Annotated in this window: 10 protein-coding genes; 5 read left to right on the plus strand and 5 right to left on the minus strand. The window is 57.1% G+C overall.

Annotated elements, in window-relative coordinates:
• Positions 1–3: 3 nt before the first annotated feature.
• Entirely contained in the window at positions 4–1,425 is a 1,422-nt protein-coding gene (gene gnd, locus KR51_RS04805) for a decarboxylating NADP(+)-dependent phosphogluconate dehydrogenase (RefSeq protein WP_022605430.1), read from the minus strand.
• Positions 1,426–1,511: 86 nt separating this feature from the next.
• On the opposite strand from gnd, the gene KR51_RS18040 reads away from it, so the two are divergent.
• Positions 1,512–2,399 carry a Ycf66 family protein gene (locus tag KR51_RS18040; protein ID WP_232214531.1) on the plus strand — a complete coding sequence of 296 codons (888 nt, stop codon included), beginning with the start codon at positions 1,512–1,514 and terminating at the stop codon, positions 2,397–2,399.
• Here the strand turns inward: KR51_RS18040 and KR51_RS17305 are convergent.
• Together KR51_RS17305 and KR51_RS04820 are read right to left on the minus strand one after the other, a co-directional pair.
• A complete protein-coding gene (locus KR51_RS17305) occupies positions 2,396–3,010 on the minus strand; it encodes a dimethylsulfonioproprionate lyase family protein (RefSeq protein WP_022605434.1) in 615 nt (204 codons plus the stop codon). The genes KR51_RS18040 and KR51_RS17305 overlap by 4 nt on opposite strands.
• Positions 3,007–4,311, minus strand: a complete 1,305-nt coding sequence (locus KR51_RS04820; RefSeq protein ID WP_022605435.1) for a Glu/Leu/Phe/Val family dehydrogenase — start codon at positions 4,309–4,311, stop codon at positions 3,007–3,009. The genes KR51_RS17305 and KR51_RS04820 overlap by 4 nt, the downstream gene beginning before the upstream one ends.
• A gap of 1,041 nt (positions 4,312–5,352) precedes the next feature.
• Here KR51_RS04820 and KR51_RS04830 point away from each other — a divergent pair.
• The 4 genes from KR51_RS04830 (at position 5,353) to KR51_RS04845 (ending at position 10,897) form a co-directional block, all read left to right on the plus strand.
• Positions 5,353–7,350 carry an amylo-alpha-1,6-glucosidase gene (locus KR51_RS04830; RefSeq protein WP_022605439.1) on the plus strand — a complete coding sequence of 666 codons (1,998 nt, stop codon included), beginning with the start codon at positions 5,353–5,355 and terminating at the stop codon, positions 7,348–7,350.
• Positions 7,347–7,595: a hypothetical protein gene (locus KR51_RS04835; protein WP_022605441.1), complete on the plus strand. Its 249-nt coding sequence runs from the start codon at positions 7,347–7,349 to the stop codon at positions 7,593–7,595. Before KR51_RS04830 ends, KR51_RS04835 begins: the two co-directional genes overlap by 4 nt.
• 351 nt (positions 7,596–7,946) lie before the next feature.
• Positions 7,947–9,242, plus strand: coding sequence for a hemolysin family protein (locus KR51_RS04840; protein ID WP_022605442.1), 1,296 nt, complete (start codon positions 7,947–7,949; stop codon positions 9,240–9,242).
• Between the two features lie 149 nt (positions 9,243–9,391).
• A complete protein-coding gene (locus KR51_RS04845) occupies positions 9,392–10,897 on the plus strand; it encodes a phospholipase D-like domain-containing protein (RefSeq protein WP_022605443.1) in 1,506 nt (501 codons plus the stop codon).
• Positions 10,898–10,946: 49 nt separating this feature from the next.
• On the opposite strand, the gene KR51_RS04850 is transcribed toward KR51_RS04845, so the two are convergent.
• Both KR51_RS04850 and KR51_RS04855 read right to left on the minus strand, forming a co-directional pair.
• Positions 10,947–11,696: an ABC transporter ATP-binding protein gene (locus KR51_RS04850; RefSeq protein ID WP_022605445.1), complete on the minus strand. Its 750-nt coding sequence runs from the start codon at positions 11,694–11,696 to the stop codon at positions 10,947–10,949.
• 123 nt (positions 11,697–11,819) lie between these two features.
• On the minus strand, positions 11,820–13,082 hold the full coding sequence (locus KR51_RS04855; protein WP_232214532.1) for an FtsX-like permease family protein: 1,263 nt from the start codon (positions 13,080–13,082) through the stop codon (positions 11,820–11,822).
• Between the last annotated feature and the right edge of the window lie 260 nt (positions 13,083–13,342).

A 13,342-nucleotide genomic window follows, 5' to 3' on the forward strand; every position in this document is an offset into this window, starting at 1 on the left:
GCCCTACATCTTCATCCACTCGCTGTGGAAGAACTCGCCACGCGGTTGGTCGGTACGTTCGTAGGTGTGAGCGCCGAAGTAATCGCGCTGGGCTTGGGTCAAGTTTTGCGGTAGGCGGGCGCGCCGGTAGCTGTCGAAGTAGTCGAGCGATGCGCTGAAAGCCGGGACCGGCACGCCCATCTTGTTGGACGTTGCGAGCACTTCCCGCCAAGCACTCTGGCGATCGAGGATCGATTGCTTGAACTCCGGCGACAGCAATAAGTTTGCTAACTTCGGGTTGTCGATGAATGCCGACTGAATCTTGCCGAGGAAACCAGCCTGGATAATGCAGCCGCCCTTCCAGATGCGGGCGATTTCGTCCAGCTTGAGGTTATAGCCGAACTCGTCCGACGCCTTGCTCAGTAATGCCATTCCCTGGGCGTAGGAGCACATTTTCGAGCAGTATAGGGCATCGCGAACTTTGTCTACAAATGCTTGGACGTTGCCCCCGAAGGGCTCGACCGCGCTGGGCAGTTTCTTGGCTGCAGCTACGCGCTCGTCTTTAAACGAGGAAATGACGCGCGCGTTCACGGCGGCATAAATCGTCGGGATCGGGACGCCCAACTCTAACGAGGTCACGACCGTCCAGCGACCCGTCCCTTTCTGACCTGCCGAATCGAGGATGACATCCACAAGGCCCTTGCCGGTTTCGGGGTCGATTTTGGTGAAGATATCGGCCGTGATTTCGATTAGGAAGGAGTTCAGCTCCTCAGTCGCGTTCCACTCCTTAAAAACATCCGCAATCTGGATGTTGCTCAGACCCAGGACGTTCTTAAGAAGGTCATAGGCTTCGGCGATAAGCTGCATGTCGCCGTACTCGATGCCGTTGTGGACCATCTTGACGTAATGACCCGCGCCGCCGGGGCCGATGTAGGTAACGCAGGGACCGTCATCCACCTGAGCCGCGATCTTCGTAACGATCGACTCGAGATCGCGATAGGACTGTTTGGTTCCGCCAGGCATCAAGCTCGGACCGTGGAGCGCTCCTTCTTCGCCGCCGCTGACGCCCATCCCAACGAACCCAAGCCCGGAGCCTTCGAGTTCCGTTGTGCGGCGCTCGGTATCTTCGTAGAGGGAGTTGCCGCCGTCGACGATCGTGTCGCCGGGTTCGAGTAGGGGTTTGAGTTGCTGGATCACCGCATCAACTGGCTTGCCCGCCTTCACCATCACCAGGATTTTGCGCGGCCGGGCAAGCGCACCGACGAATTCCTCGATCGAATAGGTTGCGGTTACGTTCTTACCCTGGGCGCGCTCTGCCATGAAGGTTTTAGTCTTCTCGCCTGTACGGTTATAGACGGCGATGGGGAAACCCCGGCTCTCCACATTGAGCGCCAGATTCTCGCCCATCACGGCTAAACCGATTACGCCAAAGCTGGGTTGTGTCATGAGACGAATCGCCGATCTCGATAAGAACTGTTTACCTCAAGGGTATCGGCAAGTTCCGAGCACACTTGTGAAAAAGAGATTAAAACTTGCGTTTACTTGCTTTTCAGAATTCCGAGTGCTTGCGATCGCACCAAAGTCCTCAGCTTGGCGGGCCGACGAGTCAGGTTGCCAGGTCTGATTACCAGCAGCAGCAATCCGACGCGGTCCGCTTGCGATGCAGGTCGAGCCAGACTCGCGATCGCGCGTTGCCAACCGGCCGATCGCTGGCAACGGCACGGTTATCGATCGCGGCTATTGGTAAAGTGGCTACGTGGCTCCCAAGAGGCTTCTGCTGTATGTTGGCCCAATTCCTCGCGCTGCTCGTTGCTCTCGGCAGTTTTGCTCTGTACATGGCGGCATTCTTCTTTCCCGAAGTTCACCGCAAGTACGATTTTGTTTTCAGCGGTTGCGGGTTGTTCTACGCGTTGGTGCTTTGGGTGTGCGCGCAACGTATCACGGGCGGCGTGTTGCTGGGACAAGTGGCAAGCGTGGCATTACTGGGCTGGTTCGGCTGGCAGACGCTGAGCTTGCGCCGAGAACTAGTGCCGGAGGCAGAGCAAACTCCCGTCCCCGAACAGGCAACCAGCAAGGCGCGCAGCTGGTTGACACCAAACCAGTGGCGATCGCGCCTGAGCGGTCTTTTCCAACGCCAGTCAGCTACTGGGTTGCAATCGCAGCAGCTTTCCGAGGCAATTGCAGTCGAGATCGAACCGGGTACTCTGACTGAAACCGAGCGTGCCGCTCCCGATTCCGAAGCAGCATCGACCGGGCCGATCGCGTCCGAATCCATTGTTGAAGCGCCTACATCCCCCGCTACCGCTAACGAGTCGGCGGTTACGGCGAGCGAACGTGCTGACCCACCAGCGACAGCCGATGCACCCCCTACCAATCGCGAACCTAATAGCAGCTTCACGCCCGACCAAACCGACATCTAAAGTGACCTGTCCTGCCCCTCGTCGTGCCAGGCCGCATATAGCGCTAGCAGCGGATCGCGATCGGTTTTCATTGCATGAATAACATCAGGGGGGTGAACGATAAACTCACCTCCCACGCGCAGCCGCCATGCCCCGTTGCCGATCTGCCAAAGTGCTTGCCCGGACAGAATGTGATGGAGCTCGGCTTCTGGACGTGCGTAGGGCAGGTAACACGTGGCAGGACCGAGCAGAACGAGCCCGAGCGTGACACGCTCGCTGACGATCCAGCCGCGGGGTCCGCAGACTTCACTAGCGGCATAGTTCGTGTCGGATGGGGCAACAGCAGTATCCTCGGGGGCATAGTCCTGATGCCAATGCAAATAGGGCAACAGCGGCTTAAGGGCGAGTATGAAGCCCGTGTCGAGGCGGTTGGTAGCTGCTGCGATCGCGTCGGGTAAGTACCGGCACACCGGCTGTAGCTGGGGCGTTCGTTCGCTTTGCACGGCCGGCAATCCGTCGATGGCCGCCGCGATCGTGCGGAGTGCGGACGGACGCACCGAGTGTTCGGCACCGCGAACGAACAACCGGCGGGCGGCTTGTAAGAAGGCTGGCACGAGCTGGGGATCCATCATGGGCGATCGCCTCGATAGTAATCGCGGGTGCCTTTAGCGTCGAGGGCGGCTCCGAGGCGCTTCAGCGCGCGCACGTAGGCTGCCGTTCGCAGTGACACGCTGCGGTCGCGTGCAGCCGCCCAGACAGCAGCGGTTTCGGCTTGCATGCGCTCTCGAAGGCGCGTTTCCACTTCGGTCTGCGTCCAGTAGAGACCGCTGCGGTTTTGCACCCATTCAAAGTAGCTGACCGTAACGCCACCCGCATTGACCAGAATATCCGGTACGACCTGGATGCCGCGCGCGTCTAAGATGCGATCGGCTTCCACGGTGGTCGGACCGTTAGCGACTTCGAATACGAGCGGCGCGCGAATGTTGCGGGCGTTGTCGGCAGTAATTTGGTTTTCCAGCGCGGCGGGAATCAGAACGTCTACCTTGAGCTGCAGCAGCTCGGCGTTGCTAATGACCTCGTGCTCGACGATATTGCAAACGCTGCTTTCGCAGTAGACTGCTTTCATACTGCGGTGTGCCGTTTTATATTCCTGAATGCTAGGGATATCCAAACCGCGCGGGGCGTAAATTCCACCTTGGGAGTCGCTGACAGCCACAACGCGATAGCCCGAGCGCGCCAGCAACCCTGCTAGGGTCGCTCCAACTTTGCCAAATCCCTGGATGGCGACCGTCGTATCTTGAGGTTGACGCTCGAACTTTGGCAATAACGTGGCGATGACTTCATAGGCACCCAACGCCGTGGCACCATTGCGACCGCGCGAACCGCCCAAAGCCAGGGGTTTGCCAGTCACAACCGAGGGCGTCATTTTTCGGTGAATGATGCTGTATTGGTCCATCATCCATCCCATCACCGTTGCGTTGGTGTAAAGGTCCGGTGCGAGCACATCTATGTCCGGACCGATAAAATCGGCGATCGCGTCGACATAGCTGCGACTCAGACGTTCGAGTTCTGCCCGTGAAAGCGAGCGCGGATCGAGGGCAATGCCACCTTTGGCACCGCCGAAGGGCAGATCGAGGAGCGCGCACTTGAAGGTCATCCAAAACGCCAGCGATTGCACTTCATCGAGGGTGACGGCAGGATGGTAGCGCACGCCGCCCTTGCCCGGACCGCGCGTGTCGTCATAGCGCACGCGATAACCCTGAAAAATTTTCAGCGAGCCGTCGTCGCGACGCATGGGTATAGCCACAGTCAAACTGGCTTTGGGATACTTCAAGCGGGCGATTGCATCTTCAGAGATTTCTACGTGCTGCAGAGCCCGATCCAAGCGACTGCTGGCATCGGTGAATAACAATTTCGATGGCGGTTCTGCCATAAGCCGGTTTCTCCTTACGGAAGCTTGCTCGACTTAGCTCTCGACGGAGTTCCCGAGGTTCGGGTCCCTGAGAGTTCCTCCAAATATTCCAAATATATAGCGTCTCGGAAAACTTGAATGAAACGAGAATGGCAGAGCTTATGGTATCGATTTATTCCACAACTGCTTAGCGGGGGTTGGTTCGGAGCGCAACAAACAGGCTTTATCGGGATCGCTCACGGGTCTGAGGAAACCAAGAGCGATTTCCAGCGGGGGGGGGGGTTAAGTAAGCCGAGCTACTGTTTTCAGGGCATTGCGAAGTTTAAGGCTTAGTAAAAAACTACTTTGCCCGAGGAAGAACGAGACAGAGCAAATTGTAAAAGATTAGCAGAGTATTGGGATGGGAGGAAAGGCCTAGACCCAAAGAACTTAAATCTTATTCACGAAGAAGGGGTGAATTTGGGATGCTCCGGACTCATGCTCGCTCCGAGATAGGGCAACGGGCAACAAGTGAGTCGCCAAGAAGAGGAAAAATATCCCGATTGTAGGTGCTGTCAGTCCGACAGGAGTTGTTGGCTTACATTCCTGTTTAGGAGCATACGAAGGCTTAAAGTATGAATGATTTGTTTTTATGAAACTCTTGACAAGTGCATGAAAAAGAGCATGTGTGGCGATCGATAATTGCTCCATGCACGAAGAGAAAAAATCAGAGATTTCAACCAATCAGCATGGGCGAGACTGTTTTATTTGCCCCGCCACTCCCCAAGCTTTTCTCTCATAAATAATCTTGGGCCAAAAGTGAAGCCTTAGCTCAAAAAGATTGGAGCACGGAATTATCCAGACTGGATGCAAACTATTAAACGTCCTTCGGCAGCATCGATGACAAATTAAGCAACTGGGTTACTCACTGCTGTAATAGTCTTGCACCTCAATTATTTGAGCTGAACCATATTGACAGTACGCAGGGCTTTTACGTGTTCTGTTGGTCAGTCAAGGAGCAAAGCGGAGTTCAAATAATTGCGTCAACCGTTAACATTGAGGACGGCGATTCGAGGGTGCAAAATGGTCATTCGCTTCGGACGCGCTGTTTGTGGAGACTTAGCAGTTGCCGAGTCGCGCGAATGGTTGGTGACGAATGGGATTGGCGGTTATGCCTGCGGCACCGTTGCCGGATTGACGTCTCGTTTTTATCACGGCTTACTCGTTGCAGCCCTAGACCCACCGCTCGGGCGCGTCTTGATGTTGGCCCATTGCGACCCTACGGTCGCTTACCGCCAGCATCGATACGAACTTGGTACCAATCGCTGGGCAGACGGCTCGATTGCACCCCGCGGCTATCGCTACCTCGAAAGCTTTCACCTTGACGGCTCGGTTCCGACTTGGTGCTACGCGCTCGCCGATGCTCTGCTCGTGCAGCGCATCTGGATGGAGCGGGAGGAGAACTCGACCTACCTTCAATATTGCCTCGAGCGCGGTAGCGCGCCGCTGGAGTTGAGCATCAAGGCGATCGCGAATTACCGCGACCATCATGGCGGAGTTACGTGGGGCAACTGGCAGTTAGACGCGATCGAGAGCCAAGCCAACCCATATAACGGCATCCGCATGCGCGCTTTTCCTGAAGCCACACCGCTGTTTTTGCTGAGCGATCGCGGCGAATTTACGCCTGGCGGCGAGTGGTATCGCGGCTACGACTTGGCAGTCGAACGCTACCGCGAGACAGGCGATCGCGAAGATCGCTTGCATGCCGCTACGCTTCGGGCCCTTATGGAACCGGGCGCGACACTGACCTTGGTTGCCAGTACGCACGACGATGTTGACCTCGACGGCAACGCAGCCCGCCACCGCCGCCACGACTACGATCGCATGTTGGTCCAGCGCTGGCAGACGGCTCACGGATTGAAGCCGCCGGATTGGATCGAGCAATTAACGCTTGCGGCCGACCAGTTTGTGGTCCGTCGTGCCGTACCCGTCGATCCTGACGGTAAAACCATCATCGCCGGGTATCCCTGGTTTGGCGATTGGGGGCGCGATACGGCAATTAGTTTGCCGGGACTGAGCGTTGCAGCCGGTCGTCCTGAAATCGCGCGGCCGATTTTGCGCACGTTCGGGCATTACCTCAGTCAGGGCATGTTGCCCAATCTCTTTCCCGACGGCAGCACTGAACCGGAGTACAACACCGTCGATGCCGTTCTCTGGTATTTCGAGGCGGTACGCGCCTACTTCAACGCAACAGGCGATGAAGACCTGCTGCGCGAGCTCTATTCCCCTCTAGAAGAGGCGATCGCCTGGCACCAGCGCGGCACTCGTTACAACATCCATCTCGACTCCGATGGATTGCTCTACGCCGGGGAACCGGGCACACAACTGACATGGATGGATGCGAAGGTGGAGGATTGGGTTGTGACACCACGCATCGGCAAGCCCGTTGAAATCAACGCCTTGTGGTTCAACGCGCTCCAGATTGTTGTGGAGTTTGCGCAGGTGCTCGATCGCCCTTATGCCGATTTAGCAACTCTACGCGATCGCGCGCGGCAAAGTTTCGCGAGGTTTTGGAGCGAGGACCTCGGCTATTGTATTGACGTGCTAGACGGTCCCGAGGGTGACGATACGGCGTTGCGTCCGAATCAAATCTTTGCCGTTTCGGTGCCGTCCGAGCCGCTGTTGACTCCCGAACGCCAGCGCGCGGTAGTCGATACCGTTTCCCGCCATTTGCTTACCTCCCACGGACTGCGCTCTCTTGCCCCAGCAGACGCCCAATATTGTCCGCATTATGGCGGCGATCGGCTTCAGCGCGACGGATGCTACCACCAGGGAACGGTTTGGGGTTGGTTGCTGGGACCGTTTGTGCAAGCTCATTTGCGCGTTTATCGCGACCCGGCAACGGCGCGCGCGCTCCTGCAACCGATGGCAGACCACTTGGCTGCCGGCGGACTCGGGACGATTAGCGAGATCTTTGATGGTGCGCCGCCCCATACTCCGCGCGGTTGCTTCGCCCAAGCCTGGAGTGTTGCTGAAATCCTCCGCGTGTGGCTGGCACTAGAGGATGTAGCCGGTTCGTGAATGCCGGCGGCGTTCGCCGGAGTGTCGGTAGCGATCGCGCTCGGCCGGGGACTAATCACAACCGGATGCTGTTTGGTGGCGATGAGTCCCTATCGGCGATTTTTGCTTTATGGTTTTGCCAGCTCGACCTCGGCGGTACGGACGATGTCTTCGAGAATTGGCTTGCTTTTGCTCCACTTGCTAGCACTTGCAACCTTACGAACTATCTGGAACTGCTTGGATTTATCTGCAAATTCGACTGGTAATCCAGAAGCTACGATGCTCGTGCAGGGTTGTGACCATGCCTAGTTGCGGGTCATGAACCTGTGCCAACCCCACCGCGTAGGACTATCGGATAGATATTAATCAAAAGTATGGACACTGCATTCGTGCAGCCCATAGGTTCTCATTGCGATCGCCCGGTTGCCTGCAGGACAGCTAACATGCGGGTTAACACGCCTTGTTTGAATCCCAATTGCTCCGTAGGGGAGCCTTAAGTGACGATTGGGTTTCGAAGTGCCGCTTACGCAGGCATTACGAACGGCGCGGGACGGTGACAACAATCGGTCTCCATACTAGACTTCAGGCAAAGATAAGTACTTATCCCCAGTTGGGTCATGCTCTCGCACACGGGTCATTTCCTCCTGCTCCTTCTGCTGATTTTTGCAAATAGCTTGTTTGCCATGTCAGAGATCGCCGTGGTGTCCTCGCGGAAATCGCGCCTGGAGCAGCTCAGCCTGCACGGCGACCGGCGCGCGCGCGCCGCACTGGAGTTGGCCAACGACCCCAATCAGATTCTCTCCACCGTCCAAATCGGTATCACCCTCATCGGCATCTTTGCTGGTGCCTTCAGCGGGACCACGTTGGCACAGCCACTGGCCGCTTCAATCGGACGCGTCCCTTGGCTGCACGATCGCAGCGAGGCAATCGCCTTATTTCTGGTGGTCTTGATGGTGACCTACCTGTCGTTGGTGTTCGGGGAGTTGGTGCCGAAACGGTTGGGGCTAATTTATCCAGAACAGATCGCGCGCAACGTCGCACTGCCGCTACGCGGACTGTCGGTGCTGGTTGCACCGGTTGTTGGATTACTCGGCCGTTCGACCGAAATCGTTTTGCGGGCGATTTCCCAGACGCCCGAGGAAAACGACCCGCATGTAACTCGGACGGAAATCCGGGTGCTGATCGAGCAGGGCACGGAAGCCGGCACCTTCGAAGCAGCCGAACAGGACATGGTGGAGCGAGTGTTGCAGTTGGGCGATCGCCCCGTCAGCGTACTGATGACGCCGCGTCCGGAGATTACCTGGCTCGATATCGACAGTCCGGAAGACAATAACCGCCGCAAGGTAACCGGCAGTTCGCACACTCGCTTTCCAATCTGCCAAAATACGCTCGACAACGTGCTCGGTATCGTGGCGGTCACGAGTTTGCTGGCCGATTGCATGCACGGTGCCCCTTTCGACCTCACCGCCAATCTACAAAAGCCGCTGTTCGTTCCCGAAAGCATCGGCGGGCTGAAGGTGCTGGAGCTATTCAAACAAACCGGCACCCACGTCGCCTTGGTCGTCGACGAGTACGGCGTGATTCAAGGATTAGTGACGCTTAACGACATTATGGAAGCGATTGTCGGCGACATCGCGTCCGAAGACCCGAGCGAAGATGCTCCGGTAATCCAGCGGGCAGACGGGTCCTGGTTGCTCGACGGCACGTTACCGTTTGACGAATTCTGCGAGCTGTTCGCCGATCTCGACCTCGCGCGCGATCGACGAAGCAATTTCCACACCCTGGGTGGATTCGTGATCGCACATCTGGGTCGTATCCCCGCGGCTGCCGATTGCTTCGTATGGCGGGGATTGAACTTCGAGGTGATGGATATGGATGGCAACCGCGTCGACAAGGTGCTGGTGACGCCGTGAGTCCTCGTGACGGGATCCATGCCGAGCGATTGCCGCTCGGCATGGCGCAACATTTTGAACCAAATAACCCTGCTGCGGCAGTCAATGCCGCATAATATCGGATTGGTCCGCCTTAGTTTCCGTCTGGAACGAATGGTTCCTGAAAAACGATGCGTTGGCAATCTTGGTTTTCCTCCGGTCTGGCGCTCGGGATATCCGTTACGGCGCTGTTTGCCCTACAAGCCTGTAACTGGCTAGGAGCAAGAGAGGCGTTGGCTCCATTGGGCGTTAATGGAGCGTCGAATCGTGCCGGACAAATCGGTAGCTCGCAACCTCGACTGGAACCGCTGCCCCAAGCCGCTAACGTACGAGTTTATTTCAACCAAAATCTCCAAATAGACGCCGACTACGTCGAGCCCTACCGCCAGATCGAACGCCCCGGCGATAACCTCGAACAAATTGTCGTTGAGGCGATCGGCGGCGCCCAGTCCAGTCTCGAGGTCGCCGTTCAGGAACTGCGCCTGCCGGCAATTGCCCGGGCAATTGCCGAGCGCCACCGTGCCGGCGTGCGCGTGCGCGTCATCATTGAAAACACCTATAGTACGCCCTGGAGCAGCCTTACGGCTGGCGATCTAAGGGATGCCGACAATCGCGATCGCGATGCCTACGAAGAAGCGCGGGCGCTGATCGACGTCAATGGCGATGGCACGCTGGATGTGGGCGAAATTGCCAGTGGCGACGCTCTAGTTGTTCTAGGCGATGCTGGCGTACCGACGATCGACGACTCCGCCGACGGGTCGGCCGGCTCCGGGCTGATGCACCACAAATTCATCGTCATCGACGGTAGAACCGTCGTCACGGGCTCGGCCAACCTCACCACGAGCGGCATTCACGGGGACTTCGGCGAACCCAGCAGTCGCGGCAACGTCAATCACCTGCTCGCAATCGACAGTCCCGACCTCGCACGCTTATTCGTCGAGGAATTTGAGTTAATGTGGGGCGACGGGCCTGGGGGGAGTACCGACAGTCGATTCGGACTCGGCAAACCCGATCGCCGGGCGGCAACGGTCTGGGCAGGCGACACCAAGATTGTCGTGCACTTCTCGCCAACGTCGAAGACACTTCCCTTTGAAGACAGCAGCAACGGCCTGATTGCCCATACCTTAGCAACGGCAACTCAATCGATCGACCTGATACTGTTTGTCTTCTCGGAGCAAGTTCTCGTTGATGTCATTCGCGATCGCCACGAACGGGGTGTTGCCGTTAATGCGCTCATCGATCGCAGTTTTGCCTACCGCAGCTATAGCGAAGGACTGGACATGCTTGGCGTTGTCATTGCCAACCACAACTGCACTATCGAGGAGAACAACGCGCCCTGGGCAACTCCGATTGAAACCGTCGGCATCCCTAATTTGCCGGCTGGCGACAAGCTCCACCATAAGTTCGCACTCGTCGACGATCGCGTCGTTGTGACCGGCTCTCACAACTGGTCGCCAACCGCCAACCGTCGCAACGACGAAACGGTCTTGGTCATTACCGATCCGATTGTTGCCGCCCACTTCGCTCGCGAACGCGATCGCCTGCTGGCAGGCGCCCAATTCGGGATTCCGGAGCGAGTCAAACGCAAACAGCGAGAACAACGCGAGCGCTGCTCGGCTCTGAAGGTGGATAGATAAAAACAGTCTGCACCCCAAGTGGGGAGAGCGCTACTCGTGCCGCTCGTACTCAATCCATAGAATAACTACTTTCCTGAGCGCAGAATGAACCGTCTTCGATGTAGAAAATGTTGTCGGCAATATCGGTGATGCGCGGGTCGTGAGTGACGATCGCCACCGTGCAACCTTGCTCCTTTGCGAGCTGTCGCAATAAGTGGATGATTCTTTGGCCGCTTTGGGCATCCAACGCGGCCGTTGGCTCGTCCGCGATCGCGATTTGCGGATTACCTGCCAGCGCGCGCGCGATTGCAACCCGCTGCTTTTGACCGCCCGATAAGTCACGCGGTCGCTGGTGCGCTTGAGCCGCCAGTCCGACGCGATCGAGGAGCTCGTAGGCTTCGCTGCGCGCCCGGCGGCGGGCAATGCCTTTAATCTCCAAAACAACTTCGATATTTTCTGCCGCGGTTAGTGCCGGGAACAGGTTGAAGTGCTGGAATACAAAACCGATATGGCGCCGCCGGAATCGCGTTCGCTGCGCTCGCGACATCCGGGTAATGTCCTGGTCGAGCAACCAGACGCGCCCATCATCCGGAACAAGCAGCCCCGCCAAGATCGAAATCAGGGTTGTCTTCCCCGAGCCCGACGGTCCCATCAATAGCTGCACGTCGCCGCGCGGGATATTCCAGTCAATCCCTTTCAATACCGGGACGCGCTGCCGTCCAGATTTGTAGGACTTGTAGATGCCTTCGGCGCGTATGGCCAGTTCGGCACGTGCGGATGCCACCGGTAAAGACATGGATGTCTGGGTATCGATCGTCATACTTATCTCCTCACGAAACCTCGGGTAGGGAAACGTCTTACCACTCTGGAACTCCAGAGAACTCGAGCGTTAACCGCGATACCGATCGAGCTTTGAAGCCGAGTCCCAGAAGCTAGTAATGCCTCATGCCTTAAAGACAAGGGCCGGATCGACGTGGTTTACCTTCTGAATAGCAAAAATTGCCGAGCCGATGCACATGGCGATCGTCAGTCCGAATACACCAACTGCTGTCAGGGGCGCGATCGCGATTTCGATCCCCTGACTGGTACCGACCCACTGGGCGACGCCCAAACAAGCTGCCATGCTCGGCAGATAACCCAAGACTGCCATCCACAGTGCCTGCTCGATGATGATTCCGTAAATCTGGCGCGAGGAAGCACCGATCGCCTTGAGCGTCCCAAACTCCTTCAAGTGATCCGACACCGACGAATACAGGATTTGACTGACTACGACGACGCCAACAACGATACCGACGACCGCACCCATACCGAGCACAAAACCGATACTCGTGCGCTGCTTCCAATAGTCCACGGTTAGGTCGATAATTTCTTGCTGCGTATACGCAACCGTGCCCGGCAGGCTTTCCACTAGTCGTTGCTTGAGCGCGGCAATGTCCTGCCCCGGCTCAGCGCGAACCAAGATATATGAGATCAGGTCCGAAGCCACCAAACGCGACGGTGCAGGAGGGGCGTCGCGTCGTGCGTTGTCAAGAGGGTCGCGGGTGAACGTGTTCGTACACTCCAAATCCACGGCTCCTGAAGTCGGCAACTCGCACGAAATGCTTGACTGCTGTCCGGCGGTTGTATATGCATTCGCACTAGCCAGGGACACAAATGTAAACGCATTGGACACCATTGCCGTGTTGCCACGCGTAAATCCCACCACCGTCGTCGCAAACGAATTTACCTGTGCTTCGCCGCCAATGTCGGGAACGCCCAACGCGTCGCGATCGGCTTCGTCGACAATCGCCGTATAGGGCTCGCTGAGGTCGCGGACGCTACCGCGAACCAGTCCGTCCGGTGCAAACAGCTCGCCGTTTGGGTCGAAGCCAACCAAGCGCACGCGTGACATTTCGCCGTTATTGGGATACCACTGAGCGCCCGAAAAGATCAGTCCTTCTGCCTGCTCGACCCCTTCGACCTCGCGAGTGGCAATCAGCTCCGCAACGGGAATGGGTAGGGATAGCTCTAGCTGAACGAGCGTGTCTGACGCCACCCAAATATCTGCATTCGAGTTCGCCGTAAGTTGGATAGTCGAGTTAACGAATCCGTTGAAGATACCAGTTTGTAGAGTCACGAGCGCCACAGCAAACATGATGCCGGCCTGCGCAACCAGGAAGCGGGGAACATCTTCCAACAGATTCTTGCGGGCGATTGACACCACCACTAGACCTCGCTAAAGCGTATTTGATGAATCTTAACAAGCGCACCTGCTTGCCGTCGCGGACGTTGCAATTTCATGCACTTGGCAACCACGGTGCGCCGCTCTAGTCAGGCCAGCAATGCGCGTAAACACCTCGCTATTAGCAGCTTATCTGGCGCAAGGGTTGGCCGTGTATTGAGTTAAATCGAGCAAATTTTACTGGCATAAAAGTGACTCCGCCCTTCGAGAAATCCAAGGTTAATGCTCTCGGATATGGTGTCCGA

Source organism: Rubidibacter lacunae KORDI 51-2, from assembly GCF_000473895.1.
Classification (GTDB): domain Bacteria; phylum Cyanobacteriota; class Cyanobacteriia; order Cyanobacteriales; family Rubidibacteraceae; genus Rubidibacter; species Rubidibacter lacunae.

Bases quoted from the DNA above. Each gene is read 5' to 3' on its own strand.
- KR51_RS04850 (WP_022605445.1), bottom strand. From the start codon at position 11,696: ATGACGATCGATACCCAGACATCCATGTCTTTACCGGTGGCATCCGCA.
- KR51_RS04830 (WP_022605439.1), top strand. From the start codon at position 5,353: ATGGTCATTCGCTTCGGACGCGCTGTTTGTGGAGACTTAGCAGTTGCC.
- KR51_RS17305 (WP_022605434.1), bottom strand. From the start codon at position 3,010: ATGATGGATCCCCAGCTCGTGCCAGCCTTCTTACAAGCCGCCCGCCGG.
- KR51_RS04840 (WP_022605442.1), top strand. From the start codon at position 7,947: ATGCTCTCGCACACGGGTCATTTCCTCCTGCTCCTTCTGCTGATTTTT.
- KR51_RS04820 (WP_022605435.1), bottom strand. From the start codon at position 4,311: ATGGCAGAACCGCCATCGAAATTGTTATTCACCGATGCCAGCAGTCGC.
- gnd (WP_022605430.1), bottom strand. From the start codon at position 1,425: ATGACACAACCCAGCTTTGGCGTAATCGGTTTAGCCGTGATGGGCGAG.
- KR51_RS04845 (WP_022605443.1), top strand. From the start codon at position 9,392: ATGCGTTGGCAATCTTGGTTTTCCTCCGGTCTGGCGCTCGGGATATCC.